Annotated in this window: 19 protein-coding genes and 1 pseudogene; 10 read left to right on the top strand and 10 right to left on the bottom strand. The window is 66.6% G+C overall.

What is annotated here, in order from left to right:
* Nucleotides 1-5 precede the first annotated feature (5 nt).
* The 3 genes from dnaJ (at nt 6) to J2753_RS05900 (ending at nt 2358) form a co-directional block, all read left to right on the top strand.
* A complete protein-coding gene (gene dnaJ / locus J2753_RS05910; RefSeq protein WP_209491001.1) occupies nt 6-1172 on the top strand; it encodes a molecular chaperone DnaJ in 1167 nt (388 codons plus the stop codon).
* A 49-nt stretch (nt 1173-1221) separates the two neighbouring features.
* On the top strand, nt 1222-1542 hold the full coding sequence (locus J2753_RS05905; RefSeq protein WP_209491000.1) for a cupin domain-containing protein: 321 nt from the start codon (nt 1222-1224) through the stop codon (nt 1540-1542).
* Between the two features lie 99 nt (nt 1543-1641).
* On the top strand, nt 1642-2358 hold the full coding sequence (locus tag J2753_RS05900; protein ID WP_209490999.1) for an acetyl-CoA synthetase: 717 nt from the start codon (nt 1642-1644) through the stop codon (nt 2356-2358).
* Nucleotide 2359: 1 nt separating this feature from the next.
* Here the strand turns inward: J2753_RS05900 and J2753_RS05895 are convergent, their stop codons facing one another.
* On the bottom strand, nt 2360-3445 hold the full coding sequence (locus J2753_RS05895) for an ABC transporter ATP-binding protein (protein ID WP_209490998.1): 1086 nt from the start codon (nt 3443-3445) through the stop codon (nt 2360-2362).
* 92 nt (nt 3446-3537) lie between these two features.
* On the opposite strand from J2753_RS05895, the gene J2753_RS05890 reads away from it, so the two are divergent.
* The 3 genes from J2753_RS05890 to J2753_RS05880 are packed head-to-tail and all read left to right on the top strand — an operon-like array spanning nt 3538 to nt 6454.
* Nucleotides 3538-4689, top strand: coding sequence for an ABC transporter substrate-binding protein (locus tag J2753_RS05890; protein ID WP_209490997.1), 1152 nt, complete (start codon nt 3538-3540; stop codon nt 4687-4689).
* 3 nt (nt 4690-4692) lie between these two features.
* Complete coding sequence (locus J2753_RS05885; protein ID WP_209490996.1) at nt 4693-5634, top strand: ABC transporter permease; 942 nt, start codon at nt 4693-4695, stop codon at nt 5632-5634.
* A gap of 1 nt (nt 5635) precedes the next feature.
* On the top strand, nt 5636-6454 hold the full coding sequence (locus J2753_RS05880) for an ABC transporter permease (RefSeq protein WP_209490995.1): 819 nt from the start codon (nt 5636-5638) through the stop codon (nt 6452-6454).
* Between the two features lie 12 nt (nt 6455-6466).
* Here J2753_RS05880 and J2753_RS05875 read toward each other — a convergent pair whose 3' ends face one another.
* The 4 genes and pseudogenes from J2753_RS05875 to gyrB all read right to left on the bottom strand — a co-directional run bounded on the left by J2753_RS05875 (nt 6467) and on the right by gyrB (nt 13949).
* On the bottom strand, nt 6467-8473 hold the full coding sequence (locus J2753_RS05875; protein ID WP_209490994.1) for an AMP-binding protein: 2007 nt from the start codon (nt 8471-8473) through the stop codon (nt 6467-6469).
* 297 nt (nt 8474-8770) lie between these two features.
* Nucleotides 8771-9382, bottom strand: a pseudogene (locus tag J2753_RS05870) (GNAT family N-acetyltransferase).
* Between the two features lie 149 nt (nt 9383-9531).
* A complete protein-coding gene (gene gyrA, locus J2753_RS05865) occupies nt 9532-12015 on the bottom strand; it encodes a DNA gyrase subunit A (RefSeq protein ID WP_209490993.1) in 2484 nt (827 codons plus the stop codon).
* Entirely contained in the window at nt 12012-13949 is a 1938-nt protein-coding gene (gyrB, locus tag J2753_RS05860; protein WP_209490992.1) for a DNA topoisomerase (ATP-hydrolyzing) subunit B, read from the bottom strand. Before gyrB ends, gyrA begins: the two co-directional genes overlap by 4 nt.
* A gap of 311 nt (nt 13950-14260) precedes the next feature.
* On the opposite strand from gyrB, the gene J2753_RS05855 reads away from it, so the two are divergent.
* From J2753_RS05855 to J2753_RS05840, 4 genes are all read left to right on the top strand, one after another.
* Nucleotides 14261-16705 carry a DNA topoisomerase VI subunit B gene (locus J2753_RS05855; RefSeq protein WP_209490991.1) on the top strand — a complete coding sequence of 815 codons (2445 nt, stop codon included), beginning with the start codon at nt 14261-14263 and terminating at the stop codon, nt 16703-16705.
* Nucleotides 16702-17799 (top strand): DNA topoisomerase IV subunit A, encoded by a 1098-nt coding sequence (locus tag J2753_RS05850; RefSeq protein WP_209490990.1) that lies wholly within the window; start codon nt 16702-16704, stop codon nt 17797-17799. Before J2753_RS05855 ends, J2753_RS05850 begins: the two co-directional genes overlap by 4 nt.
* A gap of 670 nt (nt 17800-18469) precedes the next feature.
* Nucleotides 18470-19651: a serine hydrolase domain-containing protein gene (locus tag J2753_RS05845; RefSeq protein WP_209490989.1), complete on the top strand. Its 1182-nt coding sequence runs from the start codon at nt 18470-18472 to the stop codon at nt 19649-19651.
* 51 nt (nt 19652-19702) lie between these two features.
* Nucleotides 19703-20512, top strand: a complete 810-nt coding sequence (locus J2753_RS05840; protein WP_209490988.1) for a nucleoside phosphorylase — start codon at nt 19703-19705, stop codon at nt 20510-20512.
* A gap of 8 nt (nt 20513-20520) precedes the next feature.
* Here J2753_RS05840 and J2753_RS14535 read toward each other — a convergent pair whose 3' ends face one another.
* The 5 genes from J2753_RS14535 to J2753_RS05820 all read right to left on the bottom strand — a co-directional run bounded on the left by J2753_RS14535 (nt 20521) and on the right by J2753_RS05820 (nt 24532).
* On the bottom strand, nt 20521-20655 hold the full coding sequence (locus tag J2753_RS14535; RefSeq protein WP_281064180.1) for a hypothetical protein: 135 nt from the start codon (nt 20653-20655) through the stop codon (nt 20521-20523).
* Between the two features lie 106 nt (nt 20656-20761).
* Nucleotides 20762-21379, bottom strand: a complete 618-nt coding sequence (locus tag J2753_RS05835; RefSeq protein ID WP_209490987.1) for a CDP-alcohol phosphatidyltransferase family protein — start codon at nt 21377-21379, stop codon at nt 20762-20764.
* A complete protein-coding gene (locus tag J2753_RS05830) occupies nt 21376-21924 on the bottom strand; it encodes an adenylate kinase family protein (RefSeq protein WP_209490986.1) in 549 nt (182 codons plus the stop codon). The genes J2753_RS05835 and J2753_RS05830 overlap by 4 nt, the downstream gene beginning before the upstream one ends.
* Nucleotides 21921-23012, bottom strand: a complete 1092-nt coding sequence (gene hisC, locus J2753_RS05825; RefSeq protein WP_209490985.1) for a histidinol-phosphate transaminase — start codon at nt 23010-23012, stop codon at nt 21921-21923. Before hisC ends, J2753_RS05830 begins: the two co-directional genes overlap by 4 nt.
* Nucleotides 23013-23725: 713 nt before the next feature.
* Entirely contained in the window at nt 23726-24532 is an 807-nt protein-coding gene (locus tag J2753_RS05820; RefSeq protein WP_209490984.1) for a hypothetical protein, read from the bottom strand.
* Nucleotides 24533-24535 lie beyond the last annotated feature (3 nt).

The following is a 24535-nucleotide window of genomic DNA, read 5'->3' as shown; positions in this document are numbered from 1 at the left end:
AACGAATGAGCGAGGACTTCTACGAGGTGCTGGGGGTCTCGCGGGACGCCGACGAGGACGAGATCAGCCAGGCGTTCCGCAAGAAGGCCGCCAAGTACCACCCCGACGTGAACGACGACCCCGATGCCGAGGAGAAGTTCCGCAAGGCCAAGAAGGCAAAGGAGGTGCTGACCGACGAGGAAAAGCGCCAAGCCTACGACCAGATGGGCCACGAGCGCTTCGAACAGGCCGAGAAGCGCGGCGGCTTCGATCAGGGCGCCGGCGGTGCCGGCGGAATGGGCGGGGGCCCGTTCGGCGGCGGCATGGGCGGCGGTGGCGGCGGCTTCGGGGACATCTTCGAGCAGTTCTTCGGCGGCGGCGGCCGCGGCCGCGGTGGCGGCGGGAACCGACCGCAGGCCGGGCGGGATATCCGCACCAACATGCACATCAGCCTCGAAGCGGCCTACGAGGGCGTCAGCAAGGAGTTCACCATCGAGCGCCCCGAGGACTGTCCGGACTGCGGCGGCGCCGGCCACCCCGCGGACGCCGACGTGGAGACCTGTCCGGAGTGTAACGGGCAGGGGCAGGTGACGCAGGTCCAGCAGACGCCGCTCGGCCGCGTCCAGCAGACCCAGACCTGCCGGCGCTGTTCGGGAGAGGGCGAACTCTACTCCGAGGACTGTTCGACCTGTGCCGGTGAGGGTATGGTCCGGAACGAGGCAACCCTCCAGGTCGACGTGCCCGCGGGGATCCGCAGCGGGCAGAGCCTCCGGATGGATCGCGAGGGCGCGCCCGGCGAGAACGGCGGCCCGAAAGGCGACCTCCTGATCGAGGTGGCGGTCGAGGACCACCCGGACTTCGAGCGTGACGGCGCCGACCTGATCCATCGCCACGCCATCTCGTTCCCGCAGGCCACGTTCGGCGCCACTGTCGAAGTCCCGACGCTCGAGGGCACCGTCGAGATGGACATCCCCACCGGCACCCAGTCCGGCGAGCGCTTCCGCCTGCACGGCAAGGGGATGCCCCGCCTGCGCGGCCGCGGGCAGGGTAACCTCTACGTCGACGTGCAGGTCGTCACGCCCGACGACCTGAACGAGGAACAGCGCGAAGCACTCGAACAGTTCGCGGAAGCCGGCGGCGAGGAAGTCGACGTGGAGCACGGGTTCTTCGAGAAGCTACGGAACTCCTTCTGAGCCGTCGCCGCCAGTCGACTTTTCCCGGTGGCGACCGATCTCCAACCCGATGAGCTACGACGCCGTCAACTACGAGGACGTGGAACCGAAAGCGCCCGGGATGTACTTCCTGCGGGAGGCACTCGACTGCGGGGAACTCGGCGTCACCGTCGTCGAGGCCGACGAGGGCTGGGAGGGGATGGAGCACGCCCACGACGAGGACGGACAGGAGGAGGTGTACGTCCTGCTCGAGGGGGCCGCCGAACTCTCAATCGAGGGCGACACCGTTTCGCTCGACCCCGGAGACGCCGTGCGCGTCGACGCCGAGGACGACCGGATGCTCGTCTTCCACGAGGACGACTCGCGGATGGTCATCGCCGGCGCGCCCTAGTCGTCGGGCCGTCGGTCGAACCGTCGGATCATCCGTCGTAACCCGGGCGCCACGAGCGACGACCGGTGGAGCCTTGTCGCTCCCCACACCCCGTTCCGTATGGACGTAGTCGGCGACCTCCTCGCGCGCGAGCGGCGGAGCGACCGCCCCGCGCTCTACACGGCCGAGCGGGAGATGGATTACCGACGGTTCTGTACGACGACGTGGAAGGCGAGCAACTACCTCCGCCATCTGGGGGTGGGCGACGACCGTGGCGTCGTCGTCCTCGCGGACGGCTCGCCCCCACCCCTGCTCACGTTCTTCGGCGCCGCGTTACTCGCCACGCCGACCCGGTTCGCCGACGACATCGCCGACGTTTCGGCGGCGGTCGACGCCATCGACGCACGGGCAGTGCTCGTCTCCAGCGAGGACGAATCGGCCGTCGATCCGCCAGCCGGGACGACACTTACTGTTCACGGCGACGCGCCAGCGGCGGCGACGACCGAGAACTGGGAGGAGGGCGTCTGGAGCGAGAACCCCGCGTTCGTCTCGACGGCGACACCGGCGTCGACGGTGCTCGTGACCCCGAACGAGACTGTGAGCCACGGGGAGCTACTGACTGCAGGCGAGCGGATCGCGGCCGAGTTCGATCTCGGGACCGAAGATACGGTCCACGTGCAAGCGTCGCTCGCGGATCCGCGCGCGGTCGCCGGCGTCGTCGCGCCGCTGTCGGTCGGCGGGGCCGTTCGGTTCGGCGAAGAAGGAGAAGACGGGGACGTGACCGTCGGCGAGGGCGGGGATATCCCGCTCAGTTCGATCTCGCTCAGCCCGGCGTAGCTCAGTCGAACAGTACGGGCGCGTCTGGGGCGACGGTCACCGAGACCTCGTCCCCGCGGTCGACCGGGCTCTCCCGCCCCTGAGCGACGACCGTCAGGGTCTCGATATCCGCTTCCGGTTCGATGCGGTAGTTCGTACTGTCGCCCTGGAAGTAGCGCTCGGTCACAGTTCCGACGAGCGTGCCGTCGTCGACGAGTTCGAAATCCTCCGGGCGGATCGAGACGGTGACCTCGCCATCGGCGGCCGTGTCGTCGACAGCGAAAGAGACGCCGTCGGCGAGTTCGATGGCCGTCCCGTCGCCGTCGGTGTGTACGGTCCCCGTGAACAGGTTCGTGTCGCCGATGAAATCGGCGACGAACGGCGTCGCCGGCTCGCGGTAGATCTCCTCGGGCGGGCCCACCTGTTCGAGTTTCCCCTCGTTCATCACCGCGATGCGGTCCGAGAGCGTCATCGCGACCTCCTGATCGTGGGTGACGTAGAAGAACGCTCCCTCGGTGCGCTCGTGGATGCGCCTGAGTTCGACCTGCATCTGCTTGCGCAGCTTCCGGTCCAGCGAGGAGAGCGGTTCGTCCAGCAGGAGCACTGAAGGCTCGTTCACGAGAGCGCGGGCGAGTGCGACCCGCTGTTGCTGCCCGCCGGAGAGTTCCGTCGGGTTCCGGTCGCCGTACCCCGAGAGGTCGACGAGGTCGAGATACTCCCCGGCGAGCTCCCGCCGCCGGGCCTCGGGGTCGTCCGGCTCTTCGCCGTCGGGGAACCCACTTTTCTTCAGCCCGTACTCGACGTTCTCGCTGACGCTCATGTGCGGGAACAGCGAGAGGTGCTGGAAGACGAGGTTCGTCTCCCGAGCCTCGGGGGGGATACCCGCCATCGAGACGCCGTCGATGGACAGTTCGCCGTTGGTCGGCGACTCGAAGCCGGAAATAGTCCGGAGCGTCGTCGTCTTCCCGCAGCCAGAGGGGCCAACCAACGAGAAGAACTCCCCCCGTTCGATGGAGAAGTCGATCCCGTCGACGGCAGTCACGTCGCCGTACTCCTTTCGGATGCCGTCGAGTTCGACTAGCGTCTCTCCGTGATCTGCGGTAGCCATTGCCAAGTTAAAGCGAGCCGGGGGATTTGAATATTCCGGGGACCCTTTCGGGGGGAGCACTTTTATAGCTCCATGGTAACGAATAACCCGGAATGTCTGGCAACCCTAGTGATTCACCACGAACCAAGAGTCATCAGAGCCGCCGAGCGTTCCTCGCTGCGACCGGCGCAGCGGGACTGACCGCGGCGGCCGGCTGTATCGGCGGTGGCGGGAGTACCCCCACGATCAACATCCTGACCTGGGAGGAGTACGCCAACGAGGACATCAAATCCCGAATCGAGGAGGAGGTCGGCGTGACCCTGGAGATCACGAAATCCACGTCCTCCTCGAACATGTTCTCCTCGTGGAACGCTGGGCAGTACCAGCAGTACGATATCGCGATCCCCAACAACAACTACGTCCCGAAGATGATGGACACGGAGAAAGACGGGGAGCCGATGATCGCACCTGTCGACGAGGAGGCGGTCTCGAACTTCGATGCGATGTACGACGTGTTCCAGGGGTTCGCCGACTCACAGTTCACGGCGAACGGGAACCGCTACGGGGTTCCAATTCGGTTCGGCTGGTACGGCTACTCCTACGACTCCCGGAGCGTCCCGGACCACGAGGACAGCTACAAGGCGCTGTTCGACGAGAACTACGTCGACGCCGACCTCTCCGGGAAGATCGTGATGTACGACAACCACTTCAAGGCGATGAGCGCCGCCGCGCTCTATCTGGGCCACGGCGACGCGTTCGAGGGATCGCGGGTCACGCTCTCCCAGGACCAGATCGACGAAGTGAAACAGACGCTCATTGACCAGAAACCCAATCTCCAAGGGTACATCGCGGCCGACCCGACGTACATCAAGTCGCTGAAGCAGGGGAACTTCGTCATCGGCCAGTCCGGCCGGAACGAGATCGTCGAGATGTGGTCGAACGACAACGACTGGCCCAGCATGGCGACCCCCAAGGAGGGGTCGCTTGCCTGGTTCGAGTCGGCAGTCGTCTCCAGCGCGTCCGAGAACAAGACGAAGTCCTGGGAGGTCATCAACGAGTACATCTCGGCGAAGAACGGGGCGACCCTCGCGAAGACGGGCTTCTCGCCGAGCGTCAACCCGAACACGCAGGAACAGCTCACGGACGAACAGAACGAGATGTACGGCGCGGTCGACCCGTCGCGCCTCGAACAGATGATCCCGTTCAAAGCCGTCGAGAACGAGGACGCTTGGATCACCGCGTGGGAGGAAGTCAAGTCTGCCTAAGCGATGGGTGACAGTTCATCGGCGACGTTCCGCGATCGACTCCTCTCACGGGAGGAAGTGATCGCCTGGTTCGACAGCCGTCGTCGGAGCCTCGGCATCACCGCCGGCCCCGCGCTGGTGTGGCTCGTTCTGCTGCTCGCGGCACCGCTGACGTTCATGGTGTCGGTGAGTTTTGTGAACGTCAACGAGAGCTATCAGATCGTCTGGCAGCCGACGCTGGCGAACTACGAAGCACTGTTCGCTGGCGGCGGACCGCTGTTCCAGCGGGCGTTCGTCCAGTCACTGGTGCTCTCCTACGCGATCGCGGCAGTGACGACGATTCTCTGTCTGGTGCTCGCGTTCCCGCTCGCGTACCTGCTCGCGCGCAAAGGGGGCCGGACGTTCAAGGTCGTCATCTTCCTCGTGCTACTCCCGTTTTTCACCATGTATCTGGTGCGGGCGTACTCGTGGTACCTCATGTTCGGGCCGAGCGGGGTGATCAACGCGACGTTGCTCAAGTTTGGGATCGTGAACGAGCCCCTCGCCATGTTCAGCTACGGCGTGACGGCCATCATCGTCGGCCTGACGCACGCCTACTTCCCGTACATGCTCCTCTCGCTGTACGCGAGCCTGGACGGGCTTGACTACTCGCTGGTCGAAGCATCGCGGGATCTGGGTGCGAGCCGGACCGAGACGCTCCGGGACGTGATCCTCCCACTGACGCTGCCGGGGATCATCTCCGGGAGCCTGTTCGTGTTCGTCCCGTCGCTGGGTGCGTTCGTCACCCCGCGGTTCCTGGGACAGGGGAAGGTGCTGATGATCGGCCAGCTTATCAAGGACCGTATCGGCTCACTGTACGCGGTGGGATACGGCAGCGCGGCGTCGATGTTCATCGTCGTCTCCATCGTCATCGCGTTCGCCGTCGCGTTCCGCTACGTGAGCATCGAAGATCTGGGGGGGATCTGAGATGGACCACGAGACCATCGAACGGCTGATTCGACTGGGACTGTACGGCACCGCGGGTGCGCTCTTGGTGTTCCTCTGGGTTCCGCTCGTGGTGATGATGGTGCTGTCGTTCGCGGTGAACTCCTCAACGCTGTTCCCGTTCGAGGGGCTGACGCTCGCCCACTACGGGGCGACATTCGCCGACAGCGGGCTGATCGGGGCGATGTTCACCAGCATGGCCATCGCCACGATCTCGGCGACGATCGCGACGGTGCTCGGCGTGCTCGCGAGCATGGCGCTCGCGCGCTACGAGTTCCCGTACCGCGAGCTCTACCGGACGCTGGGTATCCTCCCGATGGTGATCCCGGGCGTCATCTTCGGTATCGCGATGCTCATCTACTTCCGGACACTGCTCGGCATCGTTCCGGGGTTCTGGACGGTCGTGCTCACACACTCTGTGTACGGGCTCCCGTTCGTGCTCCTGATCGTCACTTCCCGGATGTACACGTTCGACGAGAGCCTCGAGGAGGCGGCCCGCGACCTCGGCGCCGACCCCATCGAGACGTTCGTCGACGTGACGTTCCCGGTGCTCGCGCCGGCGATCGGTGCCGGGTTCCTGTTTGCGTGGATCAGATCGTTCGAGGACTTCATCCGCGCGTTCTTCGTCCGCGGGACGGCGAACGTGCTCACGACGTCGATGTTCTCGATGATCAAGTACGGGACCGCGCCGAAGATGAACGCCATCTCGACGTTCATCGTGTTCGTCGTGGCCGTGCTGCTGGCCATCGCGATGAACGCCGGCGACGTGGCGAGCTACGTCGCGGACACTGACGGGGAGTAGCGCCGCGTCGCGCTACTTCGCGTCCTGTAGCTGTTCGAACGCCTCGGGGTTCTCCATCGACGAGAGGTCCCCGGGGTCCTCGCCGCGGTAGGCGGCCTCGATGGCCCGTCGGATCACCTTGCCGGACTGCGTTTTCGGGAACTCGTCGACGAACAGCACCTCGCGGGGCCGGAACGGCTTGCCGTGCTCCTCGCCGACGAGCGCGCGGAGTTCCTCGGCCAGGTCGTCGCTCGGTTCGGCGTCGGCCTCCAGCACCACGTAGGCCACGACGGCAGTGCCGGTGGTGTCGTCGGGGACGCCGACCGCTGCGGCCTGATTCACGGCGTCGTGTTCGACGAGCACGGACTCGATCTCGGCGGGGCCGACCTTCCGGCCGGCGACGTTGAGCGCGTCGTCGGCGCGGCCGTGGAGGAACCAGAAGCCGTCCTCGTCCTTCTGGGCGAAGTCGCCGTGGTCCCAGAGATCCTCCCACGTCGACCAGTACTCCTCCAGATACCGCTCGTCGCCCGACCAGAGGCTCTTGGTCATCGACGGGCAGGAGTCCCGCGCGACGAGGAAGCCGCGCTCGTGGTCCTCCTTCACCGACTCGCCGTCGGCGTCGACGATGTCGATGTCCATGCCGAGGCCGGGGCCGCCTAGCGTCCCGGGCTTGAGGTCGTTGATGGGCATCGGCATCAGGAAACAGCCACAGATCTCCGTCCCCCCGGAGATGTTGATGATCGGCGCCTCGCCGCCGCCGACGTGTTCGTAGAACCACTGCCAGGACTCTGGGTCCCACGGCTCGCCCGTCGAGCCGAGAATCCGCAGGCTGGAGAGGTCGTACTCCTCGACCACGTCGTCGCCGTGCTTGCGCAGCGCGCGGATCGCGGTCGGGGAGACGCCGAACGTCGTGATCCGGTGTTCCTCGATCATCTCCCAGAAGCGGCCGGCGTGGGGGTGGTCGGGCGCGCCCTCGTACATGAACGTCGTGCCCGCAAAGTGGTGGTTGCCGATCAGCGTCCACGGCCCCATCATCCAGCCGATGTCGCTAACCCAGAAGAAGCGGTCGTACTCTTTCTGGTCGAAGCCGAAGTGGATCTCCTTGGCACACTGCATCAGCACGCCGGCGTGGGTGTGGACGATACCTTTCGGCTCCCCGGTCGTCCCGGAGGAGTACAGCAGCATCGACTCCTGATCCGACGGGAGGGATTTGGTGTCGTACTCGCCGGACAGGGTGGCGACGGCGTCGTCCCACCAGCTATCGCGCTCGTCGGTCCACGGCACGTCCGCATCGGCGTCCTCGCGGGAGCCGAGGCGGTCGAAGACGACCACGTCCTCGACGTAGCCGGCCTGCTCGATGGCCTCGTCGGCGCTGCCCTTCAGACGGACGGGGCTGCCACGGCGGTAGAAGCCGTCGCCGGTGAAAAGCACCGAGGGCTCGGCGTCGTCGATGCGGGTCGCCGTCGCCTCGACGCCGAACCCGGAGAAGATGGGCACGGCGATGGCGCCGACCTTGAAACAGCCGTAGAGAATCGAGATGACCTCCGGGACCATCGGCATGTAGAGGCCCACGGTGTCGCCAGTCTCGATGCCGGCCTCCTCGAGGTAGTTCGCGACGCGGTTGGCCTGCCGGTAGAGGTCGTGAAAGGTGTCCTCGCGCACCTCGCCGTCCTCCCCCTCCCAGATACAGGCGACCTTGTTGCGCTCGGGGGCGTCGACCTCGGCGTAGCGATCCAGCGTGTTGTGGGCGATGTTGATCTCGCCGCCGGGGTACCAGTCGGTGAACTGCGGGCCCTCGCTGTCGTCGCGCACCTCGTCGTACGCCTCGTAGAACTCCACGTCGAGGTAGTCGGGCATCTCATCCCAGAACCAGTCGACGCCCGATGCCGGTTCGCCCGCGACCTCGCCGGTGGTGCGTTCGATCAGTTCCTCGTAGTCGTCGATGCCGTACTCCTGCATGAACTGCCAGACGTTGGTCGACTCCACGAATTCCTGATCCGGTTCGTGGACGACCTCGTCGAACCCCTCGGTCGCGTCCATACCCCGGATTTCGGCGGCGGGGGGAAGTAACTTTCTCGACGACCTTTTGCTGCGCTCGGCGCTAAGCGCGCCTCGCTGGCAAAAGCTCGACCATCACCGGAACGCTTCGCGTTCCGGTTGGTAGACGAGAGCTTGCTCTCGTCGACATCACCAGAAGCCTTTGGCTTCTGGTTAGCAGCCAGAAATCTGTGATTTCTGGCGACAAAAGCCTCGTCGTCGTTCGAGAGAGCAAAGCTCTCTCGTGCTCCCGCTCACTTTGTTCGCGGGAACTCCGTTCGCTCGCGGTCAGTAATCTGGTTACTCCAGCCACGCTTCCCGCAACAGCCCGTACTTTACCGTATCGACGTACTCGCCGTCGATGAACCGATCACGGCGGATCCGCCCCTCCTGCTCGAACCCCGGCGAGTCCACTCACTTCGTTCGTTTCCTCGCTTGGTCCCGTTCGCTCCGCTCACGGGACCCCAGCGACTCCAGCAGGCCCCGCGAGGCGTCGTTGAAGTCGTACGCCCCCGCACCCACCGCGGGATGGTCGTAGGTGGCGAACACGTAGTCGACGACCAGTTCGAGCATCTCGCGGCCGTACCCCTCGCCGTGGTGTTCGGGGACGAGCCAGTAGGCCAGTTCCGGTCGGCGATAGCTCACGTCCTCGACGCCGACCCAGCCGATGGGCGTCGTCGCGCCGTCGTCGGGCGTCCCCGGCCCGGCGTCGGCGTCGTCGACGCAGACGAGGAACTGGTCGCCCTCCTCACTCTCGGTGATGTCGTCCATCTCGCCCCGACTCCGCAGCGGCGTCCCGAGCGGTACGCGGATCCCGGGGTTGGCCGACGCTCGCTGGCAGAACGGGGCGTCCTCTTCCTCGACAGTTCGCAGGACGACCCGCTCGCCCGCGCTGACTCTGGCTCCTGGCACGACTCATCCGGCCGCCGGGGCCGGGGTAGGCTTTGTGTGCGCGTGGGAGGGAGAGACAGGGAGGCAGTCCAGAAATTTTGAAAACTGTGGATTGTCCGAACGGCGCACCCGCTCTCCCGTGTGAAAAACGTGGAGAACGCGCGGACGGCTTACTCCTCGTCGTCGATTTCGACGCGGTCGGCGTCGACGACGTCGACGGCGGCGACGGTGTCGCTGCCCTCGAGATCCATCACCTTCACGCCCATCGTGTTCCGGCCGACGATGGAGAGGTCCTCGACCTCACAGCGCATGATCTGGCCGGCCTCGCTCATCGTCACGAAGTGGTCACCCGGCCCGACCGCGTGGAGCGCGGTCACGCCGCCGTTGCGCTCGTTGGTCTTGATGTCGATCAGTCCCTTCCCGTTGCGGGACTGGGTTCGGTAGGCGTCGAGATCAGACCGCTTCCCGTAGCCGTTCTGGGTCACCGTCAGCAGCCACGAGGCCGTCTCCTCGTCGATGCCGGCGACGGCCGCAACCTCATCGTCGCCTTCGAGGTCGATCCCCCAGACACCCCGGGCGGTTCGACCCATCGCGCGGGCCTCGGTCTCGTGGAAGCGGATCGACATCCCCTCGCGGCTGGCGATCACGACGTCCTGCGTGCCGTCGGTGACCTCCACGTCCGCGAGGCGGTCGCCGTCCTCGAGACTGATCGCGCGGATCCCCGTCGAGAGGATGTTCTGGAACTCCGAGACGCCGCTGCGCTTGATGTACCCCCCGCGGGTGACCATCGTGAGGAACTGCTCCTCTTGCTCGTCACCCTCGGTGTCGATGTCGGCGGTGTTGACGACGGCCTCGATCTGCTCGCCGTCGCCGAGGTCGATGAGGTTCACGGCGGACTTCCCGCGGGCGGTGCGGGACATCTCCGGCACCTCGTACGTTTTGAGCTTGTAGACCTGCCCGTGGTTGGTGAAACAGAGCAGGTAGTCGTGGCTGTTGGCCACGAACACGGAGGCGACGGCGTCGCCCTCCTTCAGCCCGGTGCCGATGATCCCCTTCCCGCCCCGGTTCTGTGCGCGGAACTCCTCGAGTTCCATCCGCTTGATGTAGTCGTCCTCGGTCATGACGACGACCTGCTCGGACTCCGGGATCAGGTCCTCGTGGGTGACCGTCCCGGTGTCCGCGATGAACCCGGTGCGGCGCTCGTTGCCGTACTCCTCGGCGATGTCCTCGAGCCCCTCGACGATGACCGAATCGAGCTCCTCGGCGCTCCCGAGGATTGTCTCGAGGCGGTCGATGGTGGCCTGCACCTCCTCGTACTCCTCCTCGATGGAGGCTCGCTCCATGGAGGTGAGGGACCCAAGCTGCATGCGGACGACGTGGGCGGCCTGCTCCTCGCTGAAGCCCCACTCTTCCTGCAGCATCGCGCGGGCGGCGTCCCGGTCGTCGCTGTTGCGGATCGCCTCGACCACGTCCTCGGCGTTCTCCAGGGCTTTGAGTCGGCCTTCGAGGATGTGGGCGCGGTCCTCGGCCTCCGTGAGGTCGTACTGGCTGCGCCGGCGCACGACTTCCCGCCGGTGCTCGATGTACTCCTGGAGCGTCTCCTTCAGCGTGAGCACCTTCGGCTGGCCGTCGACCAGTGCGAGGTTGATCACGCCGAAGGTGGTCTCGAGGTGGGACTCGAGCAGTTGGTTCTTGACGACCTCCGCCATCGCGTCGCGCTTGAGTTCGACCACGATGCGGATGCCGTCGCGGTCGGACTCGTCGCGCAGGTCCCGGATCCCCTCGATCTCGCCCTCGTTCACGTCCTCGGCGATGCGCTCGATCAGCCGGGCCTTGTTGGCCTGATAGGGGAGTTCGGTGACGACGATGCGGCCCTCCTCCTCGTCGATGTCGAAGCGCGCACGCAGGCGGAGCCGCCCGCGACCGGTCTTGTACGCCTGGTGGACGCCGTTCCGGCCGACGATGTTCGCGCCCGTCGGGAAGTCCGGCCCCTCGACGTGCTCCATCAGGTCCTCGATGGTCGCCTCGGGGTTCTCGATCAGTTCGATGGTGGCGTCGACGACCTCCCGGAGGTTGTGCGGCGGGACGTTCGTCGACATGCCGACCGCGATGCCCGAACTGCCGTTGACCAGCAGGTTCGGGAACGCGGAGGGTAGTACTTCCGGCTCGGTCAGCCGGTCGTCGTAGTTGCTCGCGAAGTCGACGGTGTCCTTCTCGAGGTCGGCGAGTAGCTCCTCGGCGATGGGCGACATGCGTGCCTCCGTGTAGCGCATCGCCGCCGGCGGGTCGCCGTCGATGGAGCCGAAGTTCCCCTGCCCGTCGACCAGCGGCTCCCGCATCGAGAAGTCCTGGGCCATCCGGGCCAGCGCGTCGTAGATCGCGCTGTCACCGTGGGGGTGGTAGTCCCCCATGGTGGTCCCGACGATGGAGGAGGACTTCCGGTGACCGGAGCCGGAGGTGATGCCGTCCTCGTGCATCGCATAGAGGATGCGCCGGTGGACGGGCTTCAGGCCGTCACGAACGTCCGGCAGCGCGCGGCCGGCGATGACCGACATCGCGTAGTCGATGTAGCTCTGCTCCATCTCGTCTTCGACGCGGACGTGCTCGATGCGCTCGGCCGGCGCGTCCCCGTCCTCGGGCGTGTCCGTACTCATATGTCCACCCACTCGGCGTCGTCAGCGTGCTCCTTGATGAACTGCTTGCGCGGCTCGACGGCGTCGCCCATCAGCACCGAGAACATCTTGTCCGCGGCGGCGGCGTCGTCGAGCGTGATCTGTTTCAGCACCCGGTTCTCCGGGTTCATGGTCGTCTCCCAGAGCTGTTCGGGGTTCATCTCGCCCAGGCCCTTGAACCGCTGGACCTGGGTGGGGTTGCCGTTACAGACCTCCTCGACCACCTGATCCCGCTCGGCTTCGGTCATCACGTCGTGCGTCTCGCCCCGGTAGCGCACGCGGTAGAGCGGCGGCTTCGTGGCGTAGACGTAGCCCGCCTCGATCAGCGGCTTCATGTGCCGGTAGAGGAACGTCAACAGCAGCGTCCGGATGTGGGCGCCGTCGACGTCGGCGTCGGTCGCCATGATGATCTTCTGATAGCGGGTCTCCTCGATGTCGAACTCGTCGCCGATCCCCGTCCCGATGGCGGTGATCAGCGCCCGGATCTCGTCGTTCTCGAGCACCCGGTCGAGTCGGTGTTTCTCGACGTTGAGGATCTTCCCCTTCAGGGGGAGGACGGCCTGGAACGCGGAGTCACGGGCCTGCTTTGCGCTCCCCCCGGCTGAGTCGCCCTCCACGACGAACAGTTCGGCTTCCTCGGGGTCCCGACTCTGGCAATCAGCCAGCTTCCCGGGCAGCGCCGTCGACTCCAGGGCGGACTTGCGCCGGGTGAGCTCCTCGGCCTTCTTGGCGGCCTGCCGGGCTTTTGCGGCCTCGGCGGCCTTGGCGACGATCTTCCGGGCCGTATCCGGGTGTTCCTCGAGATACGTCCCCAGCCCTTCGTGGACCGTGCTCTCGGCGATGCCCCGGACCTCGGAGTTCGCGAGTTTGGTTTTGGTCTGGCCTTCGAACTGCGGGTCGGGGTGTTTCACCGACACGACGGCGGTCAGCCCCTCGCGGACGTCCTCGCCCTTGAGGTTGCCGTCGATGTCGCCGATGAGCCCCTCCTCGTTGGCGTAGTCGTTGACGATGCGAGTGAGCGCCGTCTTGAACCCGGTGAGGTGGGTCCCGCCCTCGCGGGTGTTGATGTTGTTGGCGAAACTGTGGACCGAGCCCTGGAGTTCGTCGGTGGCCTGCATCGCCACCTCGACCTGGATCCCCTCCTCCTCGTCCTCGAAGTAGACGACGTCCTCGTGGATCGGGGTCTTGGTCTCGTTGAGGTAGCGGACGAACGCTCGGATACCGCCCTCGTAGAGGAACGTCTCCGAACGGGGTTCGCCGTCCTCGGCCTCCTCGGGTCGCTGGTCGGTGAGTTCGATGTGGACGCCGCTGTTGAGGAAGGCGAGTTCGCGGAGGCGGCTCTCCAGCGTCGTGAACTCGAACGCCGTGGTCTCGAAGATCTCCTCGTCGGGCCAGAACCGGATCGTGGTCCCGTCACCTTCGTCCTCCTCGAGGTCACGGACGCGATCGATGTCGCCCTGGGGCTCGCCGCGCTGGAACTCGTGGTGCCAGACGGCGCCGTCGCGTTTGACCTCGGCGGTCAGGCGCGAGGCGAGCGCGTTGACCACGCTCACCCCGACGCCGTGGAGGCCGCCGGAGACCTGATAGGACTTGTTGTCGAACTTCCCGCCGGCGTGGAGAACGGTCATGATGACCTCCAGTGCGGGTCGGTCGTACTCCTCGTGGATGTCGACCGGGATCCCGCGCCCGTCGTCGGTGACGGACACCGAGCCGTCGTCGTGGATGGTCACGTCGATCCGGTCGCAGTGACCAGCCAACGCCTCGTCGATGGCGTTGTCGACGACCTCGTAGACGAGATGGTGGAGCCCACGGTCGTCGGTGGACCCGATGTACATGGCGGGGCGCTTCCGTACGGCCTGGAGACCCTCCAGGACCTGGATTTGGCCCGCGCCGTAGTCGGAATTCTGCTCTGACATAGCGCGTACGTTCGGGTAGGCGGTCCCGTGGGATAAAGGGCCCGCACGCGCGGACGTGCGCGCGAAGGAAAAGTCGCCGGAGACACACGGAACTTCGACATCCGCCAAAGCGATTCGCCGGTACCGAAAACTGAGTTTCACCCGCCCGTCGCGGCCGCTCAAGCCCCCGCGCGCGAGCCTCGCGTGTCGTCGGCGTCGACGGTCTCGACGCCCGGGTTCGACCGGCCGGAGACCCGTCGCCCACCCGGAGTTTCAGTTTCACCGAGCTACGAAAGGGACTTTACGTGGCCGCCGGGTAGCGGACGTACAGAATGACCTCGCAGCAGACGACACTCGGCGAGGACGCCACCACGGCCGAGGAGTTAGCCGAGGGGCAACGCGAGATCTCTATCGCCGAGTTCTTCGAGAAGAACAAACACATGCTCGGGTTCGACTCGGGCGCCCGGGGGCTGGTGACGGCGGTCAAGGAGGCCGTCGACAACGCCCTCGACGCGACCGAGGAGGCCGGGTTCCGGCCGGACATCTACGTCGAGATCCGCGAGGTCGGCGACTACTACCGCCTCGTGGTCGAGGATAACGGGCCCGGGATCACCAAAGAACAGCTCCCGAAAGTGTTCGGGAAACTGCTGTACGGCTCCCGGTTCCACGCCCGTGAACAGACCCGCGGCCAGCAGGGGATCGGTATCTCCGCGGCCGTGCTTTACTCACAACTCACCTCGGGCAAGCCCGCGAAGGTCACCTCCCGCACGCAGGGCAGTGCCGACGCGGAGTACTTCGAACTCATCATCGATACGGACACCAACGAGCCGGAGATCCAGGCCGAGCGAACCACCTCCTGGGACCGCAGTCACGGCACCCGTATCGAACTGGAGATGGAGGCCAACATGCGGGCCCGGGCACAGCTTCACGACTACATCAAACACACCGCGGTCGTCAACCCCCACGCCCGGATCGAACTCCGCGAGCCGGGGCTCGACGAGCCATTGAAGTTCGAGCGCGCGACCGATCAGCTACCCGCCGAGACGAAGGAAATCCGGCCCCACCCTCACGGCGTCGAACTCGGGACGCTGATCAAGATGCTCGGCGCGACCGACTCCTACTCCGTCTCCGGGTTCATGCAGGGGGAGTTCACCCGGGTCGGGAAGAAAACCGCCGACAGCGTCATCGCGAACTTTCGCGACCGGCACTTCGGGCGCGAACTCGGCTGGCCGGCCCGCAACGGCGCCCCGAGCGCCGACGTCGAGGCCGACATCGAGGAGGCGCTCCGGGACGCGATTTCGAACAAGGGCGCCGACGCCACCGACACGTTCGCCGAGCGAGTGGCCAACAGCCTGACCGAGCGCGAGCGCACCTCCTACACCCAACTGGTCGATATCGTCGGCACCGTCGCCGACGAGGTTGGCACCGAGACGGGCAAGACGTTCGGCACCACCGTCCGAGAGAACGCCGTCGCGGCCGCGTGGGCCGAACTCACCCAGTTCGGCACCGACGAGGAGGGCGACGAGTTCGACCGCCTCACCCCGACGCTCCACGAACTTGTCGACGACGCCACCTCGACTCGGAAGGACGACGCCGCCGTCCACGGGTTGGCCGAACGACTCGCTCAGCGGTTCGCCGGCGACGACGAGCCAAACCGGATGCGGTTCACCCTCTCGGAACTGAAGACGCTCGTCGACGAGGCGGGCGACGCCACCGAGGAGTACGACGACGAGACGTTCGGCGACACCGCTCGCGAGAACATCGTCGAGTCGCTCTGGGAACGGATGGTGACCGTCCCCGACGAGCCACCGAACGTCGACGAGATCGCGGGCGACCGCGACACCGCCTCGGAACTGCTGGAGGCGATGCGCGAGACCGACATCCTCGCGCCGCCGACGGACTGTCTCGCCCCCATTACCGAGGACCTGGTCGAGGCCGGCCTGCGGAAGGAGTTCGACGCGGACTTCTACGCGGCCGCGACCCGCGACGCCGAGGTCCACGGCGGCGACCCGTTCGTCGTCGAGGCCGGCATCGCCTACGGCGGCGAGATCGAGGCCGGCGGCACCATCCAACTGATGCGCTTTGCCAACCGCGTGCCGCTGGTCTACCAGCGCGGCGCGTGTGCGACGACCAACGTCGTCAAGCGCATCGGCTGGCGCAACTACGGGCTGGATCAGCCCGGTGGCTCGGGGATGCCCAGCGGGCCGGCGGTGCTCTCGATCCACGTCGCGTCGACGAACGTCCCCTTCACCAGCGAGTCCAAGGACGCGCTGGCGAGCGTGCCCGAGATCGAGGACGAGATCGAACTCGCGATCCGCGAGGCCGCCCGCGAACTCAAGTCCTACCTCAACAAGCGCCGCTCGATGGCCAAACGGCGGGAGAAACAGGACGTGCTCGGGCGGATCCTGCCCCAGATGGCCGACAAGGTCGCGGAAGTGACCGGCCGCGAGCACCCCAACATCGAGGGGGCGATGGCCCGGATCATGAACAACGTCGGCGTCGACCGCGAGCGCGACGGCGAGACGGTTCGGCTGTCAGTCGAGAACCATTCCGACCGCGGCGAGAGCTTAGAGATCACCGAGATCGTCTCGGCGGAGCCCGGGGATCTGCCCGACGGCGTCGACGCCATCGAGATGGACGACGAGTGGTTCCTCAACTGGAACCCCGACGTGGACTCGGGTGAGACCATCGAACTGGAGTACAGCCTGCCGACCGACGCCGACGCCGACGCCACCGTCGACGGCGTCGACGACGAGAAACTCACGGTGAACGCATGAGCACAGAGGACACCACCGACGCGGAGGCACGTGAAACGCTGATCGACCTGGCCGCGGAGTTCTACGACCAGTTCGCGGCCGGCGAGATCCCCCGTATGGACCTGCCCACCCGGACCAAGAGCAACATCGAGTACGACCCGGAGAAGAAAGTCTGGGTGTACGGCGACCGCACGTCGACGCGCTCGGCCAACTCCGTCAGCGGCGCCCGAAAGCTGCTGAAAGCCAGCTTCACCATCGACTTCCTCGCGAACCAGCTCGACGAGGACCGCTCGTCGACGCTGCGTGAACTCTACTACCTGAGCGAATCCTGGAACAACGAGGAGGCGCAGTTCAACAGTCAGGACGAGTCGAACAATCTGGTCGAGGACTTAGAGATCGTCACGGGCGCCACCCGTGAGGACTTCCACATGCGCCCCGAGGAGTCGGGCGCGAAGGTCATGGGGCCGCTCCTCATCCGGGAGCAGACCAACCGCGGCGACCGGGACATCCACTGCCAGAAAGACGTTGGGCAGGGCGGCTACCAGATCCCCAACGACACGGACACCATCGAGTTCCTCGACAACGACGCCGACTTCGTCATGTGCGTCGAGACCGGTGGGATGCGTGACCGCCTCGTCGAGAACGGGTTCGACGACGAGTACAACTGTCTGGTCGTCCACCTCGGCGGACAGCCAGCGCGCGCGACCCGCCGACTCACCAAGCGACTGCACGACGAACTGGATCTCCCGGTCGTCGTGTTCTGTGACGGTGACCCCTGGTCCTACCGGATCTACGGCTCCGTCGCGTACGGGTCGATCAAGTCCGCGCACCTCTCGGAGCATCTGGCGACGCCGGAGGCCGACTACGTCGGCATCCGCCCGCAGGACATCGTCGACTACGACCTGCCGACGGATCCGCTGGCGGACTCCGACATCAACGCACTGGAGTCCGAACTCGAAGACCCGCGCTTCCAGACGGAGTTCTGGGAGGAGCAGATCGAGTTGCAGTTGGATATCGGGAAGAAGGCCGAACAGCAGGCGCTCGCGTCGCGAGGGCTGGACTTCGTGACCGATACGTACCTGCCCGAACGGTTGAACGAGATGGGCATTCTGTAGTTCGGTTTTCTGGTTTTTAGTCGTCTTCTGGAGGAAAGTCGGGGGTTCGGGTCACCTCGGTTAGCAGGTCACCAACACTGAAAGCCCCTGCCCGCTCGACTCGCGCGGCTCGCTGTGCTCCTCGGTCGCTACGCTCCCTACGGTGCTTACTTCGCCGTGCTTCGACGAGCGGGCAGCCCCTTTCAGTCCCGCCCGACAGCACAGTCCACATCCTCCCCAGCCGACGCCGCCTCCCGCGACGGCTCGCCACAGAGGGCTCGCCGGCGTCAGCGGCGTCCCTCGCGCGGACTGGGGCAGCCGACAGAAGCGGCTGCCCGCACGCGCCGTCGCGGTTGCAGTGGCGCGCGACGCGAGCGAGCGTGCGAGGGACGAGTGAGGGCGAAGCCCGAACGAGTCGGCTGGGGAGGACGAGGTGCTGTCGGGTGGGACTGAAAGGGGCTGGGCTCTCCGGAACGGCGCGGGAAGCAAGCACTGGAGGGAGCGAAGCGACCGAAGCGCGCAGCGACCGCACCGAGCGGAGAGCGCGGGGGCTTTCGCGGTGATGGTACCCGAACAGTTGCGGTCGATGGTGAACCCAGCAGACGAACTACTACCTGTACTCCAAACACCGACCTCTCAGAGAATCCCCGCAACGCCAGGCCTTAACCTCGCCACACCCCCACCGAAATCCATGCATTTCCCCGACCCACACGACGAGGACGGCTTCGACCAAATCTCCCCCGAACAGGCCGGTATCGACGCCGACGCCGTCGACGACGCCGTCGAGTTCCACCTCACCCACGGCACGCCCGACGAGACTGTCGAGTACCACATGCCCGACCTCGAACCGTTCGACGAGACCGAGGGCGAACTCGGCGGCTTCCTCGGTCCCGTCCCGGACCGCCGGGGCGGCCCGGCCGGGATGATCCTCGAGAGCGGCCGCGTCGTCGCCGAGTGGGGCGACACCGAGCGCGTCGACCACTGCTTCTCGTGTGCCAAATCGTTCCTCAGCATCGTCGGCGGCGTCGCGTGGGATCAGGGTCGATTCGACCTCGACGCCCGCGTAGCAAACGATATAGCGGACAACGAGGAGCGGAGCTCCTCGAGCAGCCGGACGCAGTCCGGCGATAGCGGTTTCAACAGCGACCACAACGCCAAGATCACGTGGGAACACCTGTTCCAGCAGACCTCCGAGTGGGGGGGTGAGCTGTTCGACCGCCCGGACAGCATCGACCGCAACCGCGCGGTCGGCAAGACCGGCGGGCCCGGGAAGGACGAACCGCGCGAACTGGAGGTGCCGGGGACGTTCTGGGAGTACAACGACGTCCGCATCAACCGCCTCGCGCTCTCGCTGCTGCGTCTGCACGCCAAGCCCCTGCCGCGCGTGCTCGCCCACGAGGTGATGGACCCCATCGGCGCCTCCCGAACCTGGGAGTGGCACGGCTACCACAACTCCAAAGTCGACATCGAGGGGCGGACGATGGAGTCCGTCTCCGGCGGCGGCCACTGGGGCGGCGGCTTCTGGTCGTCGACGACCGACCTCGCGCGGGCGGGCCACCTCCTGCTGAACGAGGGCGAGTGGGACGGCAAACGCCTGCTGAGCGAGGAATGGGTCGAGAAGGCCACCGACCCCTGCGATGTCTACGAGAACTACGGCTACCTGCTGTGGCTGAACACGGACCAGACGCTCTGGCCGTCGGCGCCCGAGTCCGCCTACGCGTTCCTCGGCCACGGCCAGAACGTCGTCTGGGTCGACCCCGAACACGAACTGGTGGTCGTGCTCCGGTGGCTGGATCTAGCCGACGACCGCGACGAGCGCGAAGACCAGGTCAATCAGGACCGGTTCTTCGAGAAACTGCTGGCCGGCGTGTAGTCCCGGCAAGCGAACGACAGCCTTACGCTCTGGAGCACGAACCCCGGGAACATGTCCGACGCCGAAGACGAGATGCAGTACCACGTCGAACTCGAACCCGGTGACGTTGCCGACAGCGTGCTCCTCCCGGGCGATCCCGAGCGCGTCGACAAGATTACGCCGCTCTGGGACGACTACGACGAGGTCTCGCACCACCGCGAGTACCGCACCGCGACCGGGAACTTCGACGGCGCGCCAATCTCGGTCACGTCAACGGGAATCGGCTCCCCCTCCGCCGCAATCGCCGTCGAGGAACTGGCTCGCGTCGGCGCGGACACGTTCATCCGCGTTGGCTCCTGCGGGGCGATCCAGCCCGATATGGAGGTCGGCGACCTCGTGATCACCCGCGGCGCCGTCCGACAGGAGGGCACGAGCAAGGAGTACGTCCGCGAGGACTACCCTGCAGTCGCCGACGAAGAGGTCGTCTCCGCCCTGATCGCGGCCGCTGAGCGCCTCGGCCACGACTATCACGTCGGCCTCACGATGTCCGCCGACTCCTTCTACGCCGGGCAGGGCCGCGAAGGGTTCGACGGCTTCGAGGCCGCCGGCAGCGAAGACCTCGTCGAGGATCTGAAGGAGGCGAACGTGCTCAACATCGAGATGGAGACCGCAGCCATCTGCACGCTAGCGAACATCTACGGCCTGCGCGCCGGCGCTATCTGTTCGGTGTTCGCGAACCGATCCACCGGCGAGTTCATGACCGAGGGCGAGTCCGTCGCCGCCGAAACCGCGAGCCTCGCGGTGAAACTGCTGGCGAAGATGGACGAAGTGAAAGAGGAAGCCGGCGCGGACCGCTGGCACGCCGGCCTGAGTCTGGAGTAGCGGAGTAGCTACGCCGCGACGGCCCAGAACCGCACGCTCTGGGGGACGCGCCAGAGCAGTTCCGGCAGGTCCGTCTCCTCGGGTTCGCTCTCCGTGACGGCGTGTTGTTGGCGTTCCAGATGGCCTGAAAGTCGTCGCTCCACTCGTTCCAGAGCCGACGGTTCGCCTGTCGGTGATCGGTCACTTTTCGGGCTGGGTTTGGGCAGGGTATCAGCTTTTCCCCGGCGTGACAGAAAGACTCAAACCGACTCAGGAGAGATCCGACCACGCGCCCCAGAACCGCTGAATCGCGGTCAGGTGGCCGACCGCAGCGAACAGCACGAGTAGCAGTTCGACGGCGCCGAGGCCGGCGACGATGTCACCCGGCAGGACAAAGGCGACGACGCCGACGATGCCCACCAGTGCGAGGCGGTCCGCGCGACCGAGCAGGCCGCCGTACTCCCGGCCCAGTCCGACCGCCTGAATCTGCGTGCCGAGGTAGGAGGTGAGCAGGACGCCCGTCACCGCCAGCAGCCCCAGCGCGTATGCGTCGGCGCCGGCGGCGAGGCCGGCGATGATCAGCACGTCGGCGTAGCGGTCCAGCACGTGATCCAACAGGTCGCCGCCCTTCGAGTCGGTGCCGAGGCTTCGGGCGAGCGCCCCATCCACGAGGTCGAGCCAACCGTTCGCGAACACGAAGAAACTGGCCACGAGATAGAGCCAGAGCGGCCCCTGCCCGCCCGCCAGCGCGAACGTGCCGCCCGCGGCGCCGGCGAAGACGAAGGCGATGACGCTCACGCCGTCGGGAGTGAGTCCCAGCGCCTCGGCGGCGTCGACGAACGGGACGAGCAGGCGGTCCGCGACCTCGCGGTACTGATCGAGCGTCACAACGCCCCCGTGAAGTCGACCGTGCCGGCCGACGGCTCGCGCTCACCCCGCAGGACGGCGAGTACGTCGTCGACGACGGCCTCCACCGACCGGTCGGTGGTGTCGATTTCGTAGACGTTCTCCTCGCCGTAGGCCCGGACTGCCTCGCTGAGCACGATATCCAGCGCCTCGCTCTCGGCGTTCTCGGCGATCTTCGCTTCGGGTTCGTCTCGCTCCTCCAGACGCGCCTCGAGTTCGTCGGGGTGACAGCGCAGCACGATTGCGGCGTCCGCCCCGAAGTGATGCGCGAGATGCGAGTCGAGCAGGCCCGACCAGTCCCCGAGATGCTTGCGGATCGCGTCGAGATCGGCGACGAGCGAGCCGCGCTGCTCGTCCTCGCCCTCGTGGAGCCCCTCCTCCCGGATCAGGTCGTTGAGGTGGTGTACGTCGATATCGAGTCGGTCGCCCACTCTCTCGGCGACGGTGGTCTTGCCCGTCCCGGGCGTGCCCGTGAGCACGACACGCTCGAACGCGAGGTCGGCGGCGTTGTCGGTGTTCTCGCTCATGGTTCGGGTGCCTCCAGATCCGCGAGCACGTCGTTCAGCGTCTCGACGGCCCGGCGCGTCTCTGTCTCGGTGCCACAGGAGATCCGGACACAGCCCGGGAGCCCGAAGGAGCTACAGTCCCGGATGATCACGCCCGCCTGCTGGGCAGCCTCGGCGACGGCGCTCCCGTCGCCCACGTCACAGAGCACGAAGTTCGCCGCGCTGTCGAACGTGGGCGCGTCGAGGTGCTCGTGGATGTGCTCGCGGGCCCATTCGGCGCTCTCGACGGACTTCTCGACGTGGTCGTCGTCCGCTAGCGCGGCTATCGCGGCCCGCAGCGCCGCCTCGCTGGCGGCGAAGGGCGTCGAGACCTTCGCGTAGGCGTCGCCCCACGCCTCGGGGACGAGCGCGTAGCCGATCCGGAGCCCCGCCAGCCCGTAGGCTTTCGAGAACGTCCGGAGGATTGCGAGGTTGTCGTACTCGGAGAGCAGTCCGGCCGCGGAGGGAACGTCTGCGAACTCGCCGTAGGCCTCGTCGACGACCACGAGCGAGTCGTCGTCGACGCCGGAGAGCAGCGCCTCGATCTCCTCGCGGGCCATCGTCGCACCGGTGGGGTTGTGCGGCGAGGTGACGAAGACGATGCGCTCGCCGTCGTAGGCCTCGAGTACCGTCTCGGCGGTCATCTCGAAGTCGTCGGCTTTCGAGAGGTCGTAGGAACGCACGTCGCCGTGGTGGTAGCGCGCGCTCATCCCGTAGTAGGAGAAGCCAGGATCGGGGACGAGCACGGGGTCCGCGGGGTCGAGCATCGCCCGCGAGAGGTAGTCGATGGCGCCGTCGGCGCCGGGGCTGACCCAGACCTGTTCGGTCGTGAGGTCCCACTTCTCGGCCAGGTCGACCGTGAGGTCCGTGTGGGCCGCCTTGGGGTAGATCGAGATGTCCTCGGCGGCGCCCCGAACCGCGTCGATGGCCGCGGGGCTGGCGCCGTGGGGGTTCTCGTTCGAGGAGAGTTTCACGAGTTCGTCGGGGTCGAGACCGAGGTCGCGTGCGACCTCCTCGACCCCCCGTCCGGGGACGTACTCGACGTGGGAAGAGAGGTCCCGTGGTTGCATAGCGCCTGATTCTCGGTGATGGGGGATAAGGCTCCCGCCCTTGGATCGGGATAGGTGGGAGTGAATGGTGTCAGGGTGGGCTCCGTCGGCGACAGCAACGGCAACAGCATCTCTGTCGTTGGCAACTTGTGACCGCAGGGTGCCGGACACAAGGTCCGGTCACCAGAAATCAGAGATTTCTGGTTGGCAGACGAGAGCCTGCGGCTCTCGTCGACGTCGCAGGAAGGCGCCGCCTTCCTGCTGGCAAACGGGAGCTTCGCTCCCGTTAACGGCGCAGCTCCGAGTCCCCACCTCGCGGGTCGCTGACGCTCCCCGCTCGGTCTTCCGTGGCCTCCCTCCGGTCGGCCACGCACCCTCCCCCCGCGTTGACGAGAGCCTCCGGCTCTCGTTCGCCAACCAGAACGCTTCGCGTTCTGGTGACGCTCGCGAACGTTGCGAGCGCGAGGCGTCCACCGCGACCACAGCCGGTTGTGGCGCGCGACGCGAGCGCCGACGGACGCGAGCAAGCGCGAGGGATGAGCGAGGGTTAAGCCCGAGCGAATCAGTTGGGGAGGCTGTGGCTGCGGTTCGGGGCTGTGCGGTCACAAGTGTCCAAGGGAACTCCGCGGTCGTGTGCGTCGCAGAAGTAACGAACCAAGCAGTCACGAAAACGAATCCCGCAAAGGAAGCTACTCCCGAAAAGACCTCAAACGAAGGCCGAACCGCGAAGACACCTAATCAGCGCGCTCCTCGATCAGCCGCGTCTCGACGGCCGCCTGCACGACCTCGGAGACGTCGCTCAGGCTGTTGGAGTTGTTCGCCACCACACCGTTCAGCAGCGCCTCGTGGTCGCGCAGGCCGGCGACGACCAGCGAGTCCGCCTCGGGCACGTCGTAGGCTTCGGCGACCGCCGCGACCACCACGTCGCCCTGATCCTGCTCCTCGTCGGCGACGGCCCCGAGCAGGCCGCCGAAGATGTCGTCGGCCTCGACCTCGACCGTGCGCTCGAGCGTGCCGGGGGACTCCACGTCGCCGCCGAGCAGCCCCGCGAGATAGCCCTTCACCGAGCCGACGATGTAGTCGTCGAGGCTGTCCTCGCCGATCTTGTCGGCGCGGCGCGCGGCGAAGGCGCGGACGAACCGGTCCATCTCGATCTCCAGCGACGAGCGCTCGTCGACGTCCTCCGCGCGGGTCTCCGCGGGGCCGTCATCGGCCGATTCGTCCTCGCTGTCGTCCTCGGACGCGTCAGCCTCCTCGGCCTCGTCATCCGCTTCGTCGGCGTCGGCCTCACTCTCGTCGTCGGCGTCTGGCGCGTCGTCGGCGAGCGCATCGGCGTCGGTTTTGACGGACCCGGTCTCCTCGCCGTCGCTGCCGAGGCCGGAGTCGACATCGCCCTCGTCGGCCTCGGTGTCGGCTGCGGCGTCCCGGGAGCGCCGCCCTCGGTTGGTTCCGCGCCCAGTGGCGCTGTTGGGGCCCGTGCCCAGCGTGTTGATTCGCCCCTCGATATCTCGTCGCCGGTCGTTGCCGCCGTTGTCGCTCATGAG

This window comes from Halolamina salifodinae (genome assembly GCF_017874235.1).
GTDB classification, from domain to species: domain Archaea; phylum Halobacteriota; class Halobacteria; order Halobacteriales; family Haloferacaceae; genus Halolamina; species Halolamina salifodinae.
The sequence above is the reverse complement of the archived record's forward strand: the minus strand, read 5'-3'. Positions and strand labels throughout refer to the sequence as shown.

Bases quoted from the DNA above. Each gene is read 5' to 3' on its own strand.
- J2753_RS05850 (WP_209490990.1), top strand. From the start codon at position 16,702: ATGAGCACAGAGGACACCACCGACGCGGAGGCACGTGAAACGCTGATC.
- J2753_RS05895 (WP_209490998.1), bottom strand. From the start codon at position 3,445: ATGGCTACCGCAGATCACGGAGAGACGCTAGTCGAACTCGACGGCATC.
- J2753_RS05880 (WP_209490995.1), top strand. From the start codon at position 5,636: ATGGACCACGAGACCATCGAACGGCTGATTCGACTGGGACTGTACGGC.
- J2753_RS05845 (WP_209490989.1), top strand. From the start codon at position 18,470: ATGCATTTCCCCGACCCACACGACGAGGACGGCTTCGACCAAATCTCC.
- J2753_RS05885 (WP_209490996.1), top strand. From the start codon at position 4,693: ATGGGTGACAGTTCATCGGCGACGTTCCGCGATCGACTCCTCTCACGG.
- J2753_RS05900 (WP_209490999.1), top strand. From the start codon at position 1,642: ATGGACGTAGTCGGCGACCTCCTCGCGCGCGAGCGGCGGAGCGACCGC.
- J2753_RS05830 (WP_209490986.1), bottom strand. From the start codon at position 21,924: ATGAGCGAGAACACCGACAACGCCGCCGACCTCGCGTTCGAGCGTGTC.
- dnaJ (WP_209491001.1), top strand. From the start codon at position 6: ATGAGCGAGGACTTCTACGAGGTGCTGGGGGTCTCGCGGGACGCCGAC.
- gyrB (WP_209490992.1), bottom strand. From the start codon at position 13,949: ATGTCAGAGCAGAATTCCGACTACGGCGCGGGCCAAATCCAGGTCCTG.
- J2753_RS05875 (WP_209490994.1), bottom strand. From the start codon at position 8,473: ATGGACGCGACCGAGGGGTTCGACGAGGTCGTCCACGAACCGGATCAG.
- hisC (WP_209490985.1), bottom strand. From the start codon at position 23,012: ATGCAACCACGGGACCTCTCTTCCCACGTCGAGTACGTCCCCGGACGG.
- J2753_RS05905 (WP_209491000.1), top strand. From the start codon at position 1,222: ATGAGCTACGACGCCGTCAACTACGAGGACGTGGAACCGAAAGCGCCC.
- J2753_RS05890 (WP_209490997.1), top strand. From the start codon at position 3,538: ATGTCTGGCAACCCTAGTGATTCACCACGAACCAAGAGTCATCAGAGC.
- J2753_RS05820 (WP_209490984.1), bottom strand. From the start codon at position 24,532: ATGAGCGACAACGGCGGCAACGACCGGCGACGAGATATCGAGGGGCGA.
- gyrA (WP_209490993.1), bottom strand. From the start codon at position 12,015: ATGAGTACGGACACGCCCGAGGACGGGGACGCGCCGGCCGAGCGCATC.
- J2753_RS05840 (WP_209490988.1), top strand. From the start codon at position 19,703: ATGTCCGACGCCGAAGACGAGATGCAGTACCACGTCGAACTCGAACCC.
- J2753_RS05855 (WP_209490991.1), top strand. From the start codon at position 14,261: ATGACCTCGCAGCAGACGACACTCGGCGAGGACGCCACCACGGCCGAG.